The following is a 20,984-nucleotide window of genomic DNA, read 5'->3' as shown; positions in this document are numbered from 1 at the left end:
TGCGCCAAACTCCCTGCTTTTCGCCTGTTACATACCGGTACTGAGCAGCGTACCGGGGACCGCCACCGACCGGCGTCACCCTTCAGTCGGGGGTGGGGTCCATCTTGAGACAGATTTTTCTGGACATAACATACAAAAACGGCGTTTGTCGGATGTCTTGCGGAAGGCAACCCCGGTCCGAGCAAGAGATCCGCGAACTGCTGGCCGAGCGCACCGCCGCGATGCAGGCGAAGGACCCGGCACGGCTGGGGGCCGGCCACGCCCCCGGCGCGGTGAAGTTCGACCTCGCGCCGCCGCTACGCACTCCGCGGAGTACCTCACGCAGTGGTTCGGCTCGTTCGCGAGCCCGGTTTCCTACACGTATCACGACGAAGCCACCACCACTTCGGGTGAGCTGGCCGTGGTGACCGCACTGGCGAAGGTGTCCGCCGTGTCACAGGGGGCGAGCGAACCGTTCACGCCGTGGTGCCGCAGCACACTGGTCCTGCGCCACGGCGACGACGGCTGGCGCATCGTGCACGAGCACAACTCGACGCCGTTCTCCATGGACGGCACGATGCGCGCCGCGGTCGACCTCCAGCCCTGAGCGGGAGCCGTCGCGCCGGACGGCTCCCCACCCGGCGTCAGAGGATCTCGGTCACCGACCCCACATCCGGCGCGGCGGCGTCCGGGTTCACCGAAGCTTCGACCAGCTCCGGTTCGACCTTGTGCGGCTGGATCAGGCCGTCGCGGACGTCCTCGGCGTAGTGACAGGCCACTCGGTGCCCGTCCCCGATCTCGCGCAGCTGCGGACGGTCGGTGTCGCACAGGGTGGCCTGCCGCCACGGGCACCGGGTGTGGAAGCGGCAGCCGCTCGGCGGGTTGGCCGGGGACGGCAGGTCACCGGCCAGGAGGATCTGCTCGCGGCTGTCCTCGACCACCGGATCCGGCACCGGGATCGCGGACAGCAGCGCCCGTGTGTAGGGGTGCAGCGGGTTCTCGTACAGCTCCGCCGAACCGGTCTCCTCGACCAGCGCGCCGAGATACATCACGCCGATCCGGTCGGAGATGTGCCGCACCACGGCCAGATCGTGCGCGATCACCAGGTAGGTCAGGCCCAGCTCCTGCTGCAGCTCCTCCAGCAGGTTCACCACCTGCGCCTGCACCGAAACGTCCAACGCGGACACCGGCTCGTCGGCCACGATCAGGTCCGGTTCCACCGCCAGCGCCCGCGCGATGCCGATGCGCTGACGCTGGCCACCGGAGAACTCGTGCGGGTACTTCCGCAATGCGGACTCCGGCAGGCCGACCGCGGCGAGCAGCTCCCGCAACCGCCGCCCGGTGGCTTCCTTGTCCCGGTCGAGGCCGTGCGCGTGCATGCCCTCGAGCAGGATCGACTCGACCGACTGACGCGGGTCGAGACTGGACATCGGGTCCTGGAAGATCATCTGCATCCGCCGCCGGGCCTGGCGCAGCCGCTCGCCCTTGAGCCGGGCCACGTCCGTGCCGTCGAAGACGACCTGGCCGCCGGTCGGCTCGGTCAACCGCAGGATCGCGCGGCCGAGGGTGGACTTGCCACAGCCGGATTCCCCGACCAGGCCGTAGGTCTCGCCGCGCCGGATGGCCAGATCCACCCCGTCCACCGCGAACACGTGCCCGACCGTCCGGTCGACGACCACCCCGCGCTTGATCGGGAAGTGCACCTTGAGGTCGGTGACCTCCAGCAGGACCTCACCGGCGGGCGACGAGGCGGCCGGGGTCTGCGGATTCGACACCGTCATCGGGTCCCTCCTCCGGCGGCCACCACGGGCTCCACCGGGTTGTGGCAGCGCAGCAGGCCGGTGCGATCCGGAACGAGTTCCGGGGCACCCTCCCGGCAGGCCGGCACGGCGTTCGGGCAACGCGGCGCGAAGGCACAGCCGCCCTGCCACGGGATGTTGTCGGCCACCGAACCGCGGATCGGCACCAGCTTCTCGCCGCGTCCCTCGTCCAGCCGCGGGATCGAGGCGAGCAGGCCGTGCGTGTAGGGGTGCCGCGGCTGCGCGAACAGCTCGTGCCGCTGGTTGCGCTCCACGATCCGGCCGCCGTACAGCACGTTCACCTCGTCGCACAGCCCGGCCACCACGCCGAGATCGTGCGTGATCATGATCAGCGCGGTACCGGTGTCACGCACCAGTTCCCGCAGCAGCGCGAGGATCTGCGCCTGAATGGTCACGTCGAGCGCGGTGGTCGGCTCGTCGGCGATGAGCAGCCGCGGACGACAGGCCAGCGCGATCGCGATCAGCGCGCGCTGCCGCATCCCGCCGGAAAGCTGGTGCGGGTACTCGGAAAGCCGCCGCGAGGGGTCCGGGATGCCGACCTTGTCCAGCAGTTCGGTGGCCTCGATCCGGGCCTTCCTGCGGGGCAGGTCCCGGTGCCGCTCCAGCACCTCGGTGATCTGCAGCCCGATCGGGATGACCGGGTTCAGCGAGGACAGCGGGTCCTGGAACACCATGCCGAGATCACGGCCACGGCGATCGCGCATCTGCCGGTCGGACAGGGTGAGCAGATCGGTGCCCTCGAACCGGACCGAGCCGCCGACCCGGTTGCCGCGCTTGGCCAGCAGCCGCATGATCGCCAGCGAGGTCACCGACTTGCCGCAGCCGGACTCGCCGACCAGCCCGACCGTCTGACCGGGCTCGACGTCGAAGCTGACGCCGTCCACCGCGGTGAACGGCTGCTCGCCCCTGCGCTGGAACACGACCTCCAGGTCGCGGACTTCAAGGAGTGCCATCGGGATTCACCGCCGGTTCTTCGGGTCGAGGGCTTCGCGCAGGGACTCGCCGAGCAGCGTGAACCCGAGCGCCACCACGATGATCGCGACGGCCGGGTAATACGCCAGCTCCGGGCGGATGTCGAGGAACTGGCGCGAGGCGTTGCCCAGCATCAGCCCCCACTCCGCCCGGGTCGGGTCCGGATCGCCGAGGCCGAGGAAGGACAGTGCGGCGGCCTCCAGGATCGCGGTGGCCAGGGTCAGCGTGGCCTGCACGATCACCGGGCCGAGCGAGTTGGGCAGCATATGCCGGAACACGATCGTGCCACGCTTGACCCCGAGCGAGGTCGCGGCCAGCACGTGGTCCGCTTCCCGTTGCGCCAGCATGGATCCACGCAGCAGCCGGGCGAAGATCGGCACGCCGATGATCGACACGGCGAGGATCACCGTCCACTGGCTCGGCTTCGCGAACAACGCCGCGATGGAGATCGCCAGCAGCAGCGAGGGAAACGCGAGCAGCACGTCGACCAGTCGCATGAGGACGGTGTCGACCCAGCCGCCGAACGCGCCCGCGATACCGCCGATGATCACCCCGAGCAGCACGCCGATCACCGTGGCCAGCACCCCGACCAGCAGCGTCTGCTGCGCGCCGACGAGCAGGCGGGACAGGAAGTCGCGGCCGAAATCGTCCACGCCGAGCGGGAAACCGGGCTGTGCGCCGGGAATGATGCCGCGGCCGAGCTGAACCTGGTCCTGCAGATACCGCGTCTGCGGGTCCTTCGGGGTGAGCAGCGGCGCGAAAATGGCCAGCAGCAGGAACAGCAGGGTGATCACGCCACCGGTGATGGCCACCGGGCTGCGCAGCATCCGGCGGAACGCCTCGGCGCCGAGGCTCCGCCCACTCACCGAACTCGCGGCGAGCTTGTCGATCGGTTCCTTTTTCTTGTTCAGCAGAGTGTTCACCGCACACGCACCCTCGGGTCGATCAGCCCGTACGAGATGTCGACGAGCATGTTCACCACCACGTAGACCAGCGCGCCGAACAGCAGCAGCGCCTGCAGCCGCGGATAGTCCCGTCGTTCGATCCCTTCGGCCAGCAGGAAACCGAGGCCGCGGAAGTTGAACACCCGCTCGGTCAGCACGGCGCCGCCGAGCAGCGCCCCGGTCTGCAGGCCGATCGTGGTGACCACCGGCAGCAGCGCATTGCGCAGCACATGCCGCTGCCGCACCACCGAATCGGTCAGGCCCTTGGAATTGGCGGTGCGGATGAAGTCCTCGTTGAACACGTCCAGTACCGAGGCGCGGGTGATCCGGGTGATCACCGCGAGCGGGATCGTGGCCAGTGCGAAGGCAGGCAGGACCAGGTGCTTGATGGCGTCCCAGACCGCGTCCCACTCGCTGGTCAGGACGCCGTCGAGGACGGCGAAGTTGGTGACCGCGGTGGCGTCGATCCCCGGCGCCTGCCTGCCCTGGGAGGGCAGCCCGAGCGGCGCGGAGAGCAGGTCCTGCATGATGTAGCCGAGGAAGAAGATCGGCACCGCGACGCCGACCAGGGTCAGCACGATGATCACGTTGTCCGCGATGCCGCCCTTGAACCGCGCGGCCAGGTAGCCGAACGGAATGCCGAGCACCACCGCGATGATGATCGCGGACAGGCCGAGTTCGATGGTGGCGGGCAGGAACGTGCCGATCTCGGACATCACCGGTTGTCCGGAGACCAGCGAGCTGCCGAAGTCACCGGTGATCGCGCGGCCGAGAAACTTGAAGTACTGCAGGAAAATCGACTGGTCGAGGCCGAGCACGTGGTTCAGGTCGGCGATCTTCTCCGGGGTGGCCTTGTCGCCGAGCAACGCGGCCGCCGGACCGCCGGGCAGCGACCGCAGCCAGGCGAAGACGAGGATGGACAGGATCAACAACGTCGGGATCGCTTGTAGCACCCGGCGCACGATGAAACGGAGCACGAGTAGTCCTTTGGGTACAGCCCGGGAACGTGGGCCGAAGGAGGCAGGCGCGGTGGTGCCTGCCCCCTTCGGCCCGGCTGCTCAGTGGTGGTGCAGCAGGTCAGCCGGTGGTGACGTTGTTGAAACGCTCGTCGGTCAGCGGGCTGGCCACGACGCCCTTGATCTTGGCGTCGACCACGATGGCCGGCGACGGGTAGGCGATCGGGACGGCCGGCAGGAAGTCCATGATCTGCTTGTTGGCCTGCTGGTACGCCTTGGCGTGCTGGTCACCCGCGGGCGAGGCGTCGGCCTGCGCCAGCGTCTTGAACAGCTCGGGGTTGGCGAAGCCGAATTCCTTCTTCTCCCGGGCGAAGAACGTCCCGACGAAGTTGCCCGCGTCGTTGTAGTCACCGGTCCAGCCGAGCAGGTGGATGTCCTGCTTGCCGAACTGCTGGACGTCGTCCTTGTAGCCGCCGTTCCACGGCTCGGCCACCGGCTGGATGGTGATCCCGATGTTCTTCAGGTCCTGCGAGATCGCGGTGAAGGTGTCCGCCGGGTTCGGCAGGTAGGGCCGGGTGACCTCGGTCGGGTAGTAGAACTTCAGCGACAGGTCGCTCGCGCCGGCCTGCTTGAGCAGGTCCTTGGCCTTCTCCGGGTCGTACGGGTACTTGGTCACGTCGTCGGTGTAGCCGGAGATGGCTTTCGGCACGAACTCGGTGGCCACCTCGGAACCCTCGGCCAGCTTGGACTTCACGAACTGCTCGCGGTTGATGCCGTAGGCCAGCGCCTGGCGCACCCGGGGATCCTTGAGCTTCGGGTTGCCGGACTGGTTGATGCCCAGGTACAGCACGTTGAACGAGGGGCGGACCAGCACCTGGTCGCCGTCCTTGCGCAGCAGGCCGTAGTCCGCGGGCGCGGGGAAGTCGTAGCCGTCGATGTCGCCGGCCTTGAGCGCCTGCTTGCGGGCGTTCTCGTCCGGGATCACCTTGAAGACCAGCTTGTCCAGCTTCGCCGGCGCGGGCATCGTGCTGGTGTCGTTGCGCACCAGCGTGATCTCGCCCTTACCCTGGTCCCAGCTCTCGAACTTGAACGGGCCGGTGCCGGTCACGTGCTTGTAGGCATACTCGCTGTAGGTGAACGAATCGCCGGACTGGGTGACCTTGTCCGCGCCGAACTGCTTCAGCGCGGACGGGCTCTGGATGGACAGTGCGGGCAACGTGAACGCGGCCGGGAACGCGCCCTTGGCCTTGTTCAGGTTGAGCACCGCGGTGTTCGGGTCCTTCGCTTCGCAGTTCTTGTACACCGGGTCGCCGGTTGCGGACCCCTCGTTCTTCGCGAAGCCACCGAAGACGTCGGCGTAGTAGATCATCTGGCTCTGGGCGGCGGCGCCGCTCATCTTGAACCAGCGGTCGAAGTTGTAGCAGACCGCGTCCGCGTTGAAGGGCGTGCCGTCGCTGAACTTGACCCCCTGTTTGAGGGTGAAGGTCCAGGTCTTCCCGTCGTTGCTGGGCTCCCACTTGGTGGCCAGCGAGGGCTCGAGGTCGGCCGTGCCCGGCTTGTTCTGGACGAGGGTGTCCAGCATCTGGCGGGTGATGCGGTACGTCTCGCCTTCGTCGGTGAAGGTCGGATCGAACATCTTCGGGTTGCCGGTGTTGCCGAAGACCATGGTGCCGCCGGAGCCGCCACCCCCGGCCTCGTCACGCTTGGACTCCGCGCACGCGGACAGCGAGACCGCGACCACCCCGGCGAGCCCGGCGAGGGCCGCACGACGTGTTCGGGTCAGCCGCAATTGCTGCATGTGGCACCCCTTGGAAGATGTTCGGTGGTGAAAGGCACCGCACCCGCCGATCGAGCTGATCACAGGTCGGTGTGCTCGCCGACACTAGCGGGAAGTCGGCCCGCGCTTAAGTACGTGAGGTCACGATCGCGCTACACACAACCGGGAATGCCCGCACTGTGTTGGCAAATCTCCACTGCGTGTAGTCAAATCGGCAGGTTTGGCACAAAGAGTGCTGGAGTGGTCGCACGAATGGATCATTTCGGACGCGTCGTGGCGGGGGCGGTTCGGACACAACGTGACGATCCCGGCGGGGTTCCGACGCTCGGGCGAGGTGGTCTGGAACAGTCCGGTCGTGGCCTGGCTGCGGACCGGTGCCGGTCGATGGGACGAGGTTCAGACCATGGGCGGGGTCGGCTCCGGGTGCTGAGATGTTCGGACCATGTGGTCTCGGCGATGTCCGGACCATGTGCCCGAGGAGGTGATGTGGCCATTGTTCGGACCATTCGTGCCGTGCCTGGCACGAATTGGTCGATGCCCACGTCCTATGCCGCCGGGACGACGGGCGGCATCCGGGCGCGGTGGGCGGGGAGAAGTACCAGGCGGTGTCCAGCCTCCCATATCGCATGGGGCGTCAGGTGATCCGGACCTCGCCGGCGATGAGCCCGTCGCGACCGGCGATGTCCAGACCACTCGAAACCCCGAGGGTCCCCGACTGCACGAGATCGAGACAGGAGAGGTCCCCCGGCCAGCCGAACTCGGGGCTGAAGGTGTGTCCAGACCACCCGAGCTCCGGCAGGGTTCCGGCAAAGTTGGTCGGGGACCCGGCAGCGGGCGATGCTGAGGTGTGTGCGACCACCTCGTGGCGTGCGCCGGACCGGTTTCAGGTCCGTGAAGGGCCCCTTCACAGACTCAGCGTCCCAGGGTGTCGGCAGAGTCGGTGTGGAGGGCCCTGCGCAGCTGCGGAGGGGGCTGTGAAGGGCCCCTTCACAGACTCAGCGTCCAGGGTGTCGGCAAAGTCGGTGTGGAGGGCCCTGCGCAGCTGCGGAGGGGGCTGTGAAGGGCCCCTTCACGGACTCTGAGTCCGTCAAGGGCACCTTCACGGACCCGAAACCGATCGGGCAGCCACGGCTCACTCTGCTGATCACGGGCCCTCGACCAACTTTGCCGGGACCCTGTGCACTCGGGTGGGGGAAGGGCCACTTCAGGGACCTCCACACCGACTTTGCCGACACCCTGGGGCTGAGGGTGTGTCCAGACCACCCGAGCTCCGGGCCAGAGGTGTCCGGACCACCCGAACCGAAGGCTGGGCGATGTCCGGTCGCAACGAGTTCAAGCCGGAGCAATGTTCAGACCACCAGCGCTCGTGGCCGGGACAGGGCGATGTCCAGACCATATGCGCTGGGCACGCCGGACCATGCCCAACCGACCTCGCCCCAGCCGGCCACATGGTCGACAAGCGCCCGCACGCTCGTGCGCTGAGCAGCTGCCAGCACACCCTCGACACCTCCATCAGCTGACTCACCGGCGATTCTCACCTCCGCCTCGCTCAGCTGTCACCCGCGATCACCGCGACCAGCGGGCCACCTGCACAAAAATCACTGACAGTGACCAGACGCGGGCTCCTCTCGCACCTCTCATCGAGATGTTCGGGTCATGTGAACGCGTCGCGATCTTGGGGATCGAGATGTTCAGACCATATGTGCCAGCTTCAACAGGGTCCATCGAGAGGCGAAGACCATGTACCGGCATCCCATCGCCAGCCCATCCCCGAAAGCTGGGCCGTCGAGTGCACGTGTCCGGCTCAGGCGATTCGGGATTGCTTGATCATCTGGGGGTGTTCAAGGCATGCGGTAGGCGGATGTCCGCGGCAGCTCGGGTGCCATCTACCGGGAACCAGCCGCGTTCGAAGAGTTGCCAGCGGTGGAGGTCGAGGCGGGAGTGTTCGCCGTCGCGGGTGACGGTGCGGGTCAGGCGGGCGGCTTCGCTGCCGCCATCGATCCAGCACAGGCACGACAGGCGGGAGCGGACAGCGCGCCGGCCGCTTGAGACGCCTTCCAGGATCAGCACCTCGGGAACATCGACCGGAACGAGGCGGCCAGGGCGAGGCGAGCCGTCGACCCAATCCGTCTCCCGGTACGAGCCGGGGCGGCCGGTGGCCAGCGGGGCCAGCACGCCCTGCTCCAACCGGGGCCACCAGGACACCGGATCGTCCCAGGTGGCGAAGGCATCGGTGGACACCATCGCAGTGCGGGCGCCTAGGGCGGCCAGCACCGCACGTGCGGAAGTAGACTTACCGGCACCGGACGGGCCGTCGATGGCGAGGACCCGGACGTCGCCCAGGCGAGGAGGGGCGGCGAACAGCGCCCGGATCAGCGAACGCGTGCGTGGCTCACTTCAGGCAGCCCGTTGACGTTGTCCGGAGCCGACGTGCGGGCTTCGAGTTCGGCGATGCGGGCTTCCAGCGCGCGTTTGCCGTCCTCCAGCTCGCAGCGCAGCAGCGCGATCTCCTCCACCGACGTCCGCACCTCTTCCTCAAGGTGGCCGACCTCGGTGGACAGGTGCAGCGAGACCAGTGCCAGCACCACGCCGGCCAGCAGGAACACGAAGTTCGACGGGGTCTGCACGCCCGTGATCTTCGCCATGAACGACGCGGCCTGCGGGATCACCGCGAGCACCACCACGCCCAGCGCGAGCACGAGCCACACGCCCGCGTACTTCTCGCGCAGCTTCCGCCGCCGCATCATCTCCAGGACGACGAACAGCACCAGGCACGCGACGACGATGCTGAGAATCTGCCAGCCGAGCATGTGCGGGGCCCCTTACGCTGCGTCGGAGGAATCGACGGACGGACGCCGGCGCATCAGCGCCAGCAGCAGTGCCAGCCCGGCTCGGCCGAGATACACCGCCGACTTCACCGGCGAGTGGCTGGGTGTGCCCCCGGCACGCTCGCGCATCAGCACCGGGACCTCGGAGATGGTCAGCTTCGCCCGGATCGCCAGCACGAGCCCCTCCACCGTGTCGCCGAGGTACTCCGCCGGGTAGTAGGCGGCAAAAAGCTTGATCGCCTGCGGGCCCATCGCCTTGAACCCGGAGGTGACGTCGGTGAGCTTGTGCCGGGCCAGCCGGGAGAACACCAGGGAGAGCGCGACCATCGCGTACTTGCGCGGGCCGACCGCCCGATAGGCGCCCTTGCCCGCGAACCGGGAGCCGATCGCGATGTCGGCGCCCGCGTCGAGGGCCGACAGCAGTGCGGCGACCTCTTCCGGATCGTGCTGCCCGTCCGCGTCGACCTGGATCACCACGTCGTAGTCGCGGGCGGCGGCATAGCGGAAGCCGGTGCGCATCGCCCCGCCGACGCCGAGGTTCACCGCCAGGCGGGCCACTTCGGCGCCCGCCTCTCTGGCGATCCGGGCGGTCTGATCCTGCGAACCGTCGTCGACCACCAGGATGTCGATCTCCGGCAGCACCCGCCTGACCTCGGCGAGCACCGACCCGACGCTGGCCTGTTCATTCAGCGCCGGCATCACGATGAGGACTTTCCGGGTGCTCACAGGGGTAGTGGACACGGCGATCACTCTATCTTCTCACTGCCCGTGAGGGCCGGTCGACCCGGCGGCGGCGCCGGCCGCGACCACGTCTTCCTGGCCCTTGATCCGGTAAATGGTGGCCCCGGCGTTCTCGAACGCGACCTGGAAATCCGGGCCCGCGGTGAGCTTGGATACTCCGATCGAGGGCTTCGCGTCCGCGGTGACCCTGCCCTTGCCCTGCACCACGTAACGCACGTGCAGTTCGGTGAGGTCCTTGCGGACCTGCGGGTACTTGTCGATCTCGTCCAGCCACAGGCCCAGGAAGCCGGCCTTGGTGTCCGGCGGGGCACCGTAGTAGGTCCACTCGACCGGCGTAACCCCGGCGAGCGCATACATCCACACCGAACCGTCGGACTTGTCGTTCATCACGCGCTCACCCGGCTCGGTGTGTTTGGCCAGCCAGTCGTAGGCGGCGATCTCGTCCTTCGACACAGCAGGCCCGTCCGCGCCGTAGTTGATGCCGAGAGTCGAGGAGTTGCGGCCCAGATAGGCGCCACGGCTCAGCCCGGTCACGACCACGCCGATGAGCACCGCCGCGAGCAGGGTGACCGTGACCGGCTGCAGCTTCAGGCGTGGCTGCACCTTACGGGCCAGCCAGCCGGCGGTCGTCTCGGTGAACACGCCGAAGGCGACGGCACCGGACAGCGGTACGAGCGCCGCTATCCGCCAGTGGTCGTTGTAGAAGATGCCGGTGAGCGTGTGAATCAGCGGCGTCTCCAGGGAGACTGTCGCCGCGAAGAGCCCGCCAAATACCACGTACGCGGCGAACATCCACAGCATCCGCCGCTGTCGCACCATCAGTACGACGCCGATCAGCGCGGGTACGCCAATCCACCACTGCGGGAACGCCGCCATCGGGGAGAAGGTGAGGGTCTCGCCGAGCCCACCGGAGACCGTGGCCTCCGAGGCCCAGTACGCGCTGGTCACGCCGCCTGCGTTGTAGAGCGAGGGCAGTACGAGCGGTATGCCGAGCACGGCCGCGAGCACAACGGTGGCAATCAGCGAAGGCGCACTACGCCGCCACTCGATCTTCTCGAAGCGGAACACCACCGCGAGCAGAATCAGGAGGAAGTAGACCGCGATGACGAAAACGATGCTGGTGTGCAGGCCGGTGAGGCCGGCGACGCCGACGCCGATCGCGACCGGACCGGCGATTCCCCGCGGCCGCAGCAAGTGACGCGCGATCGCCAGCATCGCCGGGATCATCGCCACACCCGCCACGTACGGCCACAGCGGACCGCGCCACAGCGAGTCGTACGGGAATGCGGTGAACCAGGTGGAGACCGCGGCTGCGGCGGCCGTCCCGAGGGCGGGCATGCGCCAGGCGTGACACATCGCGGCGACGCCGAGCGGCACGCAGAGGATCACCGCGAGCGCCGCGAAGTTCAGCGTCGGCATCATGGTGAGGCCGCCCTTGCCGAACACGAGCGCGAGCAGTGCGTGGTAGGTGTCGGGGTAGAAGTAGTCCGTCTGGTTCGGCAGGTTCGCGATGGTGCCCACAGTGGACGGACGCGCGTCCCCGTGCTCGGCGATCCAGCGCACCAGGTTGGCGTGGAACGGCGCGTCCCAGCCCTGCTGCACCCGGTCGACCGAGTGGACGCCGCGCAGGAAGGTCGCGGTGCCCACGCCGAGCCCGACGAGCACGCCGAGCCCGATCAGCACCTGACCGCGCACCGAACGGTCCGTGGAGGGCTCTCCCTCGGTCCAGTCGCCGTGCCGGCGCGCGGTGAACCGGCGCACCACGAACGCGAGCGCGAAGGCGACCGCGGACAGCACCACCGTCCACAGTGCCACGTTCAGCAGCTCCCAGCGGACGCCGAGGCCGCCGAGAACCGGCACGCCCAGCGCGACGATCCCGAAGCTGAGCACCGGCCCCGACGCGGCCAGCGTCCAGCCGCGAAGACCGGCCGCGGCGCCGAAGACGACGCCAGGCAGCCAGAAGGCGAGCAAGATCAGTACTACATTCATCGGATTCGCTGTCCAACCCTTACCGGTACACCACACCGACCGTTTCGGCGGATCGACCCGGATGCACCCTACTCAGACGCCCGAACGGGCCGGCACGTTGCCTGGCCTCCGCAGAACGAAACCCAGCGCGACCACGAGCCCGGCCGTCGGACCGGCGGCGAGCCCGAGCACCGCGCGCAACACGGTATCGCCCGGCACCAGAGTCAGGACCAGCGCCGTCGTGACCGCGACGACCGCCCAGGTGACCAGCACGCGATTCGCCTGCGTCCGCGCGACGAGCACGGCGGTCATCAGCTGCAGCGCGGTCAGCAGGACAGCGCCCCACACCATGCCCGCGACCCACCAGCCCTCGGCGCCGGCGTACTTCGCGCCGAAGAGCAGGTGCACCAGCCACGGACCGAGGAACAGACCGGCCACCGTCCCGGCCGCCCCGACCACGAGCGTGCCGAGCGTGCCGAGCGCGAGGAGGCGGCGCAGGCGGTGGGCTCCCTCTGCCGAGCCGGACAACCGGACGACCATGGGCACCGCGAGTGCCTGCAACGGAGACAGCAGCAGCAACGGGACCCGCGAAACCTGCAGGGTCGCGAAGAGCACGCCCATTTTCGTCTCGTCGCCGCCCGGGGCGAGCAGGTTGACCAGCGCCGGGTAGCCGGTGATCACGCTCGCGGTGAGGCCCGCGCCGAGCAGCAGCAGCAGCATGCGGGAGGAGACCGGGCGCCAGCCCTCGCCGTCCAGGGCCGGATCCACCAGCCGCCGGGCCGGGCGCAGGAAGAGCAGCCAGGCGAACGATCCGGCCGCCGCGGCGATCGCCAGCGACGTCATCCCGGTCACCCCGGCGACCACCACCAGCCCCAGCAGCACCGCGCGTACCGCGGCTTCGGCGATCACGAGACCGGAGTAGGGGCGGATCGCGTTGTGCCCCACCAGCAGCCCGCGGGTGGCGAACTGGCAGGCGAAGGCGAGGCCGCCGCACAGCGTGATGATGCCGAGTTCGAGACGCCCGCCGTACAGCCGTTCGTTGAGCACTGGCACAGCGAGCGTGATCGCGGCGACCACCGCGACCCCGATCGCGCCGACGGTGAGCGCACGCAGGGCCGGTTTGCCCGCTTTCTTCCCATCCACCGCGGCGACCGCGGACTGCCGCGACAGCTCCTGCTCCAGCGGGGAGAGCGCACTGCCCAGGCCCATCAGGATGCCCCAGAACGACGCGAACACGGCGTTGTCCACCGGACCGAGCAGCCGGGGGGTGAGGAAGGAGAAGACGTAGCCCAGCCCGATCGCGATCAGCAGCGAGATGCCGATCTTCCCGGCCGAACGACCGGTCTCCCGGGCCAAAGCGGACTCTGCGGACCCTGAGGACTCTGCGGTCACCGGCGTGCTCATCGGGCGTTCCGGCGTGCGCGGGCACGCAGGGCGAAGACCAGGCCCCGGACCGCGCCCGCACCGAAGCCGGCGCCGAAGACCGGGGCGAGCAGGGCGACCGCGCGGGCTTCGGACTTCGTGGCGCCGAACCGGGTCACCGCGGCGCCGGCGACGGCGGAACCGGTCGCGGCGAGCGCCACCGCGGCACGCGGGCGGCGGGCGGCGAGGCCGAGGCCGAGCAGGCCGACGCCGAAGGCGGCGAACAGGCCGTTGCGGGCCGGGCCGGGCGAGGCGAGGTAGGAATCGACGAACGTGGTGCCGCGGAAGTAGGACTGCGCGGCGAACTTCCGGAACGAATCGCGCCCGTGATAAGTCGCGGACAACTGCGGGGCGAGGAAGATCCGGTGCCGCTCGGCGATCCAGCGCAGCACGCCGGTGTCGTCGCTGGCGAAGCGGGAATCCTCGAACAGCGATTCGAATGCGGCACTGGCCTGTTCGAGAACTTCGCGTGGTGCGGAAAAGAATCCCGTGCCCTTCGGGAACACATCGAATTCCTCGATGTCGAACGACATCAGCCGCGGATTCGCGCAGTAGCGCCGCCACGGGATCTTGACCAGCCCGGCCATGAAACCGGCGTAGGGGTTGCGCTCGGAAGCGACGTTGATGTGCCCGTTCCAGACCGTGCGCTCGGGATGCCCGACGAGCTGGTCGCGCAGGAACACCAGCGTGTCCTTGTCCACGATCACCCGGCTGTCCACCAGCAGCACCTGACGGCCGGAAGCCTTGGCGAGCCCGGCGCGGCGGGCCTCGAACCGGCCGCTGTTGGCCTGCGTGAGCACGGTGATCCCGTGTGCGCGCTGCAGCCGGGCGAGCTTTTCCGGGGTGCCGTCGGTACTGCCGTCGTCGACCACCACGATCTCCGCGGGCCAGCGGGCGGCCTCGGCGGCGGTCACCAGTGCGCCGACGCTGCGTTCGATCCAGTCCTGCTCGTTGTGGACCGGAATCACGACGCTGAGCGACGGGAGGAGCGGGTTGGCACTCACGAGGGCGAGGCTACCCTGTGCCGGGGAACCGGACGTGGCCAGTATCCTGGCGCTCACCGCAACCGACCAGAAATGGGCCCCCGGTGATTTCCTTCATTCTCGGCACTACTGCGGAACTGATCAAGATCGCCCCGGTCTACCACGGGATCGCCGAGCGCGGCCTGCGGCCGAAGATCTGGTTCACCGCACAGCACGTGGACGAGGTGGCCGACGTGCTGGCCGACCTCAAGCTGCCCGCGCCCGACGTGTGGCTCGTCCCCGAGGAGAAGGCGCACAACCTGGAGTCCCCCGCGCAGGTGCCCGGCTGGGCGGCGCAGGTACTGCGCACCGCGTGGGGCCGCCGCGGCGAACTGCGGGCCGCGCTCACCGAGGACGGCCGTCCCCCGCTGGTGCTGGTGCACGGCGACACGTTCACCACGCCGTACGGCTCCCTGATCGGAAAGCGGATCCTGAAGGCGCGGGTCGGGCACATCGAGGCGGGCGCGCGGTCGGGCAGCATCCTCTCGCCGCTGCCGGAGGAGCTGAACCGCAAGATCGCGGCCAAGGTCGTGGACATGCACTTCGCGCCGAGCGCGCGTGAGGTGAACAACCTGCGCAACGCCCGCGGCGTCGTCGTGGACACCGAGGCGAACACCGCCATCGACGCGATGCGCCTGGCCATCAACCAGCCGCTGGACGTGCCGAACCTGCCGGAGCGCTTCGGGCTCGCCACGCTGCACCGCTTCGAGCTGGTCTCCCGCGCGGACAAGTACCGTGAGGCGCTGGAGATCCTGCGCGAGCAGAGCAGGCAGATGCCGATCCTGTACATGGCGGGCGCACCGGAGCGGGAGAAGATCCGCGCGCTGGGCCTGGACCACCTGTTCGACGACAAGTTCATCGCGCAGCCGAAGATGCGGTACCTGAAGTTCCTGCCGCTGGTCGCGCGCGCGGAGTACGTGGTCACCGACTCGGGCGGACTGTCCGCGGAGTGCTACTACCTCGGCCTGCCCTGCGCGGTGCACCGCGAGCGCACCGAAACCCCGCAGCACCTCGGCGAAACGGTGGTGCTCACCGAGATGCGCGGGGACAAGCTGCAGAACTTCCTGGACACGTACCGGAATCGGCGCGGGGAGTCCTGGATGGACAAGTACCACCCGTCCGAGATCATCGTGGACTCGCTGGCACAGCTGGGTTATTGCTGAAAGCTGTGAAGGGGCCCTTCACGGACTCTGAGTCCGTGAAGGGCCCCTTCACAGCAGTTACAGCGCGCGCCGGCCGGACAGCGCGCGGCCGAGGGTCAGCTCGTCGGCGAATTCCAGGTCGCCGCCCATCGGCAGGCCCGAGGCCAGCCGGGTGACCGACAGGCCGGGGAAATCGCGCAGCATGCGGACCAGGTAGGTGGCCGTCGCCTCGCCCTCGGTGTTCGGGTCGGTGGCGATGATGATCTCGCTGATGTCGGCCTCGCCGATCCGCTTCAGCAGCTCACGCATGCGCAGCTGCTCCGGCCCGATCCCGGACAACGGGTCCAGCGCGCCGCCGAGCACGTGGTAGCGGCCCTTGAACTCACGCGTGCGCTCCACCGCCAGCACGTCCTTGGGCTCCTCGACCACGCAGATCACGGTGAGATCGCGCCGTTCGTCGCGGCAGATCCGGCAGGTCCGCTGTTCGGCGACATTGCCGCAGATCTCGCAGAACTGCACGCCTTCCTTGACCTTGCCCAGCACGTCCTGCAGCCGGGCGATGTCCGCGGGGTCGGTGGCCAGCAGGTGAAACGCGATCCGCTGGGCACTCTTGGGACCGACCCCGGGCAGCCGCCCGAGTTCGTCGATCAGATCCTGGACGACACCCTCGTACACAATTCAGCCGCCGAACCCGAGGCTGCCGAGATCCGGCATGCCGCCCCCGCCGCCGAGGCCGCCCGCCAGCGGGCCGAGCTTCTGCTCGGTGAGCTTCTGCGCGTTGGCCGAGGCGTCCCGGACCGCCGCGACCACCAGGTCGGACAGGGTCTCCACGTCCTCGGGGTCGACCACCTTCGGGTCGATGACGAGACCCTTGAGCTGGCTGTCGCCGGACACCGTCGCGGTGACCAGCCCGCCGCCCGCGGTGCCGGTGACCTCGGTGCTCGCGAGTTCCGCCTGCGCCTCCACCAGCTTCTGCTGCATTTGCTGGGCCTGCTGCATGATCTGCGACAGGTCGAAGCCGCCGCCTCCGGGTTGCACCATGATCGCACTCGGTCCTTCCGCCTGTAGGGTGTTGCTCCCCCAGCGTAGCCGCGCGTCCGGCGCGTCCGTCCGGGCGGCATGCGGGCGCTGTGGCACCGTGGTCGCCGTGCGTGCGAACCCGCTCCCGTTGCTGACCGGTCTGGCACTGCTCACCGCGTGTTCCGGCGGGAGCGAGGCCGCCCTGCCCGCGGCGCCGTCCTCTTCACCGGTGGCCGTGCAGAGCTCGGCTCCGGCTCCGCCGCCGGTCACGACCACCTCCTCGCAGCCGGCAGCCCCGCCGGCGAGTGCCGGGAAGGTGGTCGTGCTCGATCCGGGGCACAACGGCGGCAACGCGTGGAATCCCCAGGAGATCAACCGGAAAGTGCCCGCCGGGCGGGGTCAGACCAAGCCGTGCAACACCACCGGCACCTCGACCAACGCCGGTTACCCCGAGCACGCGTTCACCTTCGCGGTCGCGCAGGAAGTCGGAAAAGCGCTGGCCGCCAAGGGAATCAAGGTGGTCTACACGCGTTCCGACGACACCGGCGCCGGACCCTGCGTGGACAAGCGGGCGGAGATCGGCAACGAAGCCGAGGCCGACGCGGTGGTCTCGATTCACGCGGACGGCTCGACCTCGGCGAGCGCGCACGGCTTCCACGTGGCCTATTCCGCACCGCCGTTGAACGCCGCGCAGGGCGAGCCGTCGTTGAAGCTGGCCCGCACGGTGCGCGACACGCTGCAGGGCGCCGGGTTCGCCACCTCGACCTATATCGGTTCCGCCGGGCTTTCCGCACGCTCGGATCTGGCCGGGCTCAACCTGTCCACCCGCCCGGCGGTGCTGGTCGAATGCGGGAACATGCGCAACGCCGAGGAAGCCGCGCAGATGTCCTCGGCATCCGGACGCGGCAAGTACGCCGAGGCGATCACCCAGGCGATCGAGTCCTATCTCGGCGCTTCGTAGCGGGCTGCCGGTTTGCTGTGAAGGGGCCCTTCACGGACTCTGAGTCCGTGAAGGGCCCCTTCACGGACTTGGCGCGGCGAGGCGTCCGACTCAGTCCAGTGGGCGCGCGCCGAGGTGATCGGAAAGCAGCTTGCGGGCCAGCACCTCCGGGTCCGCCTCCGGCGGGGGCGGAGGCACCGGGCTGGAGTCCTCGGAGTAGAGGTCGTCGTCCTCGTCCGACGGTTCGGGCGGCAGCGGGATGTCCGGCTCGGTCGTCGTGACCCGGGGTTTGGCCGGCGGGACAGGGGCCGCGGGCGCGGGCGGCGGGGGTGCCGCGGCGGGCGCGGGCGCCGGCGGGGCCGCGGACGACGGCCGGGTGAAGGACCGTTCCGGGGCCGGTGCCTGCTGCTGCGGCCGGGGCGCGGCGGCCCGCGGCTGGGCGGCGGGCACAGCCCCGTGCACGCAGCGGACCTGCCATTCGCCGGGCAGCACGTCGGCGAGCGCGGCGGCGATCTTGCGGGCGTTGTCGTGGTCGTTCAGCCGCCGGGAGAGTGGCTCGGATTTGTGCGTGAGCGTGACGGTCGAACCGCTCACCTCGGCCACGGTCGCCTGGGTGAGCATTGCCTCCAGGCTGCGGCCGCCGGTGAACTTGCGCAGCGCGGCCAGCAGTTGCGGCCAGATGGCGCGGATGCCCGCCTCGTCGACCTCACCGGCCGCGGGTGCGCTTTCCTCCGCCGGGGACGCCGATTCGGCCGGACGCGGTGGTTCCGCCGGACGTGACGGAGCTGATTGAGCAGGTCGGGCCGCCGCTGCCGGTGCGGGGCTCGCGGGCTCGGCGGGCGGCCGCTGCTCCGCGGCGGGCGCGGGCCGTTCCGCAGCCGGTGCAGGCCGCTCTGGAGTAGGTGCGGGTCGCTCCGCGGCGGGGGCAGGCCGCTCCGGGGCGGGCTCGGGTCGCGCCGGACGGGCCTCCGCCGGGGCCTCGGGCGCCGCGGTCCGCTGCGAGGGCCGCTGGAACGCGCGCACCGGCGGTTCGACGCCCGCCTCGCCGCCACCGGTGGCGACCACCGCGCGGCGTTCGAGCCGTTCGATCCTGGCCAGCAACGCTTTCTCCGCCTCGGTCACCGAGGGCAGCAGCATGCGCGCGCAAAGCAGTTCGAGCACCAGCCGGGGCGAGGTGGCGCCCCGCATCTCCAGAAGTCCATTGTGGACGATGTCGGCGTAGCGGGACAGCGTGCCCAGCCCGATCCGCTCGGCCTGCGCGCTCATCCGGGCCAGTTCCTCGGCCGGGGCGGACACCAGCCCGCGCTCGCCGGCCTCCGGCACCGAGCGCATCAGCACGAGATCACGCAGCCGGTCGAGCAGGTCGGTGGCGAACCGCCGTGGGTCATGGCCCGCCTCGGCGAGCTTCTCCACGGTGGCGAACACGGTCGCGGAGTCCTCGGCGGACAGCGCGTCGACCATGTCGTCGATGAGCGCGACGTCGGTGACGCCGAGCAACGCGACGGCGCGCCCGTACGTGACGCCATCCGGACCGGACCCGGCCAGCAGCTGGTCCAGCACCGACTGGGTGTCGCGCGCAGAACCGCCACCGGCACGGATCACCAGGGGGTACACAGCGGGCTCCACTGTGGCGCCTTCGGCTGCGACATTGCGCTCCAGCAGTTCGCGCATCGAACTCGGCGGGATCAGCCGGAAGGGGTAGTGGTGCGTACGCGAGCGGATGGTGGTGAGCACCTTGTCCGGCTCGGTCGTGGCGAAGATGAAGATCAGGTGCTCTGGCGGCTCTTCGACGATCTTCAGCAGGGCGTTGAAACCCTGCGTGGTGACCATGTGCGCTTCGTCGATGATGAACACCCGATAGCGCGATTCGGCCGGCGCGTAGAACGCCTTGTCACGCAGCTCGCGAGCGTCGTCGACGCCACCGTGGCTGGCCGCGTCGAGTTCGGTCACGTCGACGCTGCCCGGCCCTTCGGGCGCCAGCGCGAGGCATGAGTTGCACTTGCCGCACGGGTCGGGCGTCGGACCTTCGACGCAGTTCAGCGAGCGCGCCATGATGCGCGCGCTGGATGTCTTGCCGCAGCCGCGTGGCCCGGAGAACAGGTACGCATGGTTGATGCGCCCGGCAGCCAGCGCAACGCGCAGCGGGTCGGTCACATGCTCCTGGCCGACAACCTCGGCGAAGGTCGCCGGACGGTACTTCCGGTACAGCGCTAGAGCCACGGGCCGAGACTACCGTGACGTACACCGCGGCCGTCGTAGGCTCTGTCCGTGATCCAGGGAAAGGACGCCGGTTGAGCCACGCCCGTTCCGGCCGCGCACGGCCGTCGAGTGGTCCCCGTCCAGGGCAACACCCGGTGCGGTTCGGCACTGCGGAGCTGCTTCGCGACGACGACCGCGCAAACGCGTGGCTGCTGTCCGTAGGCGGCGTCGCGCAGTCGTACGTGGACCTCGACGACCCGACGAATCTCGAATTCGACTACGTACGCCGCCTCGGCGATCTTGTCGACTTCATGCCGTCTGGTTCGCTCGACGCGCTCCATGTGGGCGGCGCGGGCTGCTCGCTGCCGCGGTACGTCGCGGCCACGCGCCCGGGTTCGCGGCAGCTGGTGTTCGACGCCGACGAGCCCCTGATCGAGCTGGTCCGCGAGCAGCTCGACCTGCGAAGCGTGCCGAAGCTGCGCGTACGCATCGAAGACGGCCGCATCGGCGTACGCAGCCGACGTGACGCCTCCGCGGATCTGGTCGTCCTCGATGCCTTCGAACGCGCGACCCTTGCCAGCGGGCTGGCGACCGTCGAGTTCGTCACCGACGTCGCACGGGTGCTGCGACCGAGCGGCTCGCTGCTCGCCAACATCACGGACGGGGCGGGCCTCCCCTTCGCCCGCCGGTTCCTCGCGACGCTCGCCGAGGTGTTCCCGTACGTGCTGCTGCTGGCCGAACCGGGCGTGCTGCGCGGACGGCGATTCGGCAACCTCGTGCTCGCCGCTTCGCGGACTGAGCTGCCGACCACCGAGCTAGCCCGGCGCGCGGGGTCGTCGGCTTATCCCGCACGCTGCGTACACGGCACAGAGCTGCACAAACTGCGGGGAAACGCGGAGCCGATCACCGACGCCGCGGCAGTGGCCGCGCCATCGCCACCGGAGGACTTACTCGGACTGTTCTGACCCCTGAAAGAAAAGGGGGATCCCGCACACCCGTCAGAGCCTGCTTATCCTTGCTGCCTTCCGGCCCTGGGGAGGTTCACAGGATGGACGCCGCGCGGGATCCCACATGCAGTGTAGCGGGCGGCCGCCGGAGGCCTATGCCCACCCGCAGCACGGCGCGCACTGAAGCGGCTTCGCGCGCGTCGAAGACGCATAGCCGCACCTGCTCGCGTACAGCCAACGCCCAGCGCACGTCGCCGACGGACCGTTCGAGTACGCCGTCGAACCGGTTCAGGCCCACTACGAACGG

At 69.4% G+C, this 20,984-nt stretch carries 19 protein-coding genes and 1 other RNA gene; 4 read left to right on the top strand and 16 right to left on the bottom strand.

What is annotated here, in order from left to right; translation table 11 throughout:
* Positions 1-145 precede the first annotated feature (145 nt).
* Complete coding sequence (locus tag ATK36_RS18900) at positions 146-586, top strand: nuclear transport factor 2 family protein (RefSeq protein ID WP_342752037.1); 441 nt, start codon at positions 146-148, stop codon at positions 584-586.
* 37 nt (positions 587-623) lie between these two features.
* Here ATK36_RS18900 and ATK36_RS18895 read toward each other — a convergent pair whose 3' ends face one another.
* From ATK36_RS18895 to ATK36_RS18835, 12 genes are all read right to left on the bottom strand, one after another.
* Positions 624-1,760, bottom strand: a complete 1,137-nt coding sequence (locus ATK36_RS18895; protein WP_098512756.1) for an ABC transporter ATP-binding protein — start codon at positions 1,758-1,760, stop codon at positions 624-626.
* Entirely contained in the window at positions 1,757-2,752 is a 996-nt protein-coding gene (locus ATK36_RS18890) for an ABC transporter ATP-binding protein (RefSeq protein ID WP_098512755.1), read from the bottom strand. Before ATK36_RS18890 ends, ATK36_RS18895 begins: the two co-directional genes overlap by 4 nt.
* Positions 2,753-2,758: 6 nt before the next feature.
* Positions 2,759-3,694: an ABC transporter permease gene (locus ATK36_RS18885; RefSeq protein ID WP_098512754.1), complete on the bottom strand. Its 936-nt coding sequence runs from the start codon at positions 3,692-3,694 to the stop codon at positions 2,759-2,761.
* A complete protein-coding gene (locus ATK36_RS18880; protein WP_098512753.1) occupies positions 3,691-4,692 on the bottom strand; it encodes an ABC transporter permease in 1,002 nt (333 codons plus the stop codon). Before ATK36_RS18880 ends, ATK36_RS18885 begins: the two co-directional genes overlap by 4 nt.
* Positions 4,693-4,792: 100 nt before the next feature.
* The gene (locus tag ATK36_RS18875; protein WP_170069802.1) at positions 4,793-6,469 is read right to left on the bottom strand and encodes an ABC transporter substrate-binding protein; all 1,677 of its coding nucleotides are present in this window, start codon (positions 6,467-6,469) and stop codon (positions 4,793-4,795) included.
* A 1,328-nt stretch (positions 6,470-7,797) separates the two neighbouring features.
* The gene (locus ATK36_RS32335) at positions 7,798-7,944 is read right to left on the bottom strand and encodes a hypothetical protein (RefSeq protein WP_170069801.1); all 147 of its coding nucleotides are present in this window, start codon (positions 7,942-7,944) and stop codon (positions 7,798-7,800) included.
* Between the two features lie 331 nt (positions 7,945-8,275).
* On the bottom strand, positions 8,276-8,791 hold the full coding sequence (locus ATK36_RS18860; RefSeq protein ID WP_425427409.1) for a uridine kinase family protein: 516 nt from the start codon (positions 8,789-8,791) through the stop codon (positions 8,276-8,278).
* 29 nt (positions 8,792-8,820) lie between these two features.
* Positions 8,821-9,258, bottom strand: coding sequence for a DUF2304 domain-containing protein (locus tag ATK36_RS18855; protein ID WP_098512749.1), 438 nt, complete (start codon positions 9,256-9,258; stop codon positions 8,821-8,823).
* A gap of 12 nt (positions 9,259-9,270) precedes the next feature.
* A complete protein-coding gene (locus ATK36_RS18850; protein WP_098514996.1) occupies positions 9,271-9,975 on the bottom strand; it encodes a glycosyltransferase family 2 protein in 705 nt (234 codons plus the stop codon).
* A 60-nt stretch (positions 9,976-10,035) separates the two neighbouring features.
* Complete coding sequence (locus tag ATK36_RS18845; RefSeq protein WP_098512748.1) at positions 10,036-12,006, bottom strand: DUF6541 family protein; 1,971 nt, start codon at positions 12,004-12,006, stop codon at positions 10,036-10,038.
* 72 nt (positions 12,007-12,078) lie between these two features.
* Positions 12,079-13,389 (bottom strand): polysaccharide biosynthesis protein, encoded by a 1,311-nt coding sequence (locus tag ATK36_RS18840; protein WP_098512747.1) that lies wholly within the window; start codon positions 13,387-13,389, stop codon positions 12,079-12,081.
* Positions 13,386-14,411 carry a glycosyltransferase family 2 protein gene (locus ATK36_RS18835; RefSeq protein WP_098512746.1) on the bottom strand — a complete coding sequence of 342 codons (1,026 nt, stop codon included), beginning with the start codon at positions 14,409-14,411 and terminating at the stop codon, positions 13,386-13,388. Before ATK36_RS18835 ends, ATK36_RS18840 begins: the two co-directional genes overlap by 4 nt.
* 83 nt (positions 14,412-14,494) lie before the next feature.
* On the opposite strand from ATK36_RS18835, the gene ATK36_RS18830 reads away from it, so the two are divergent.
* Complete coding sequence (locus ATK36_RS18830) at positions 14,495-15,592, top strand: UDP-N-acetylglucosamine 2-epimerase (protein WP_098512745.1); 1,098 nt, start codon at positions 14,495-14,497, stop codon at positions 15,590-15,592.
* Between the two features lie 57 nt (positions 15,593-15,649).
* Here ATK36_RS18830 and recR read toward each other — a convergent pair whose 3' ends face one another.
* Together recR and ATK36_RS18820 are read right to left on the bottom strand one after the other, a co-directional pair.
* Complete coding sequence (recR, locus tag ATK36_RS18825) at positions 15,650-16,246, bottom strand: recombination mediator RecR (protein ID WP_098512744.1); 597 nt, start codon at positions 16,244-16,246, stop codon at positions 15,650-15,652.
* Positions 16,247-16,249: 3 nt separating this feature from the next.
* Positions 16,250-16,612 carry a YbaB/EbfC family nucleoid-associated protein gene (locus ATK36_RS18820; protein ID WP_098512743.1) on the bottom strand — a complete coding sequence of 121 codons (363 nt, stop codon included), beginning with the start codon at positions 16,610-16,612 and terminating at the stop codon, positions 16,250-16,252.
* A 97-nt stretch (positions 16,613-16,709) separates the two neighbouring features.
* Between ATK36_RS18820 and ATK36_RS18815 the strand changes: the two genes are divergently transcribed.
* A complete protein-coding gene (locus tag ATK36_RS18815; RefSeq protein WP_245914890.1) occupies positions 16,710-17,552 on the top strand; it encodes an N-acetylmuramoyl-L-alanine amidase in 843 nt (280 codons plus the stop codon).
* A gap of 90 nt (positions 17,553-17,642) precedes the next feature.
* Here the strand turns inward: ATK36_RS18815 and ATK36_RS18810 are convergent, their stop codons facing one another.
* Positions 17,643-19,751: a DNA polymerase III subunit gamma and tau gene (locus ATK36_RS18810; RefSeq protein WP_098512741.1), complete on the bottom strand. Its 2,109-nt coding sequence runs from the start codon at positions 19,749-19,751 to the stop codon at positions 17,643-17,645.
* A gap of 134 nt (positions 19,752-19,885) precedes the next feature.
* Here ATK36_RS18810 and ATK36_RS18805 point away from each other — a divergent pair, with 134 nt between their 5' ends.
* Positions 19,886-20,695, top strand: coding sequence for a spermidine synthase (locus ATK36_RS18805; protein WP_211291901.1), 810 nt, complete (start codon positions 19,886-19,888; stop codon positions 20,693-20,695).
* A 10-nt stretch (positions 20,696-20,705) separates the two neighbouring features.
* On the opposite strand, the gene ffs is transcribed toward ATK36_RS18805, so the two are convergent.
* An RNA gene (gene ffs, locus ATK36_RS18800) (signal recognition particle sRNA small type) lies at positions 20,706-20,802 on the bottom strand.
* Positions 20,803-20,984 lie beyond the last annotated feature (182 nt).

Origin of the sequence: Amycolatopsis sulphurea (genome assembly GCF_002564045.1) — a bacterium.
GTDB classification, from domain to species: Bacteria; Actinomycetota; Actinomycetes; order Mycobacteriales; family Pseudonocardiaceae; genus Amycolatopsis; species Amycolatopsis sulphurea.
The sequence above is the reverse complement of the archived record's forward strand: the minus strand, read 5'-3'. Positions and strand labels throughout refer to the sequence as shown.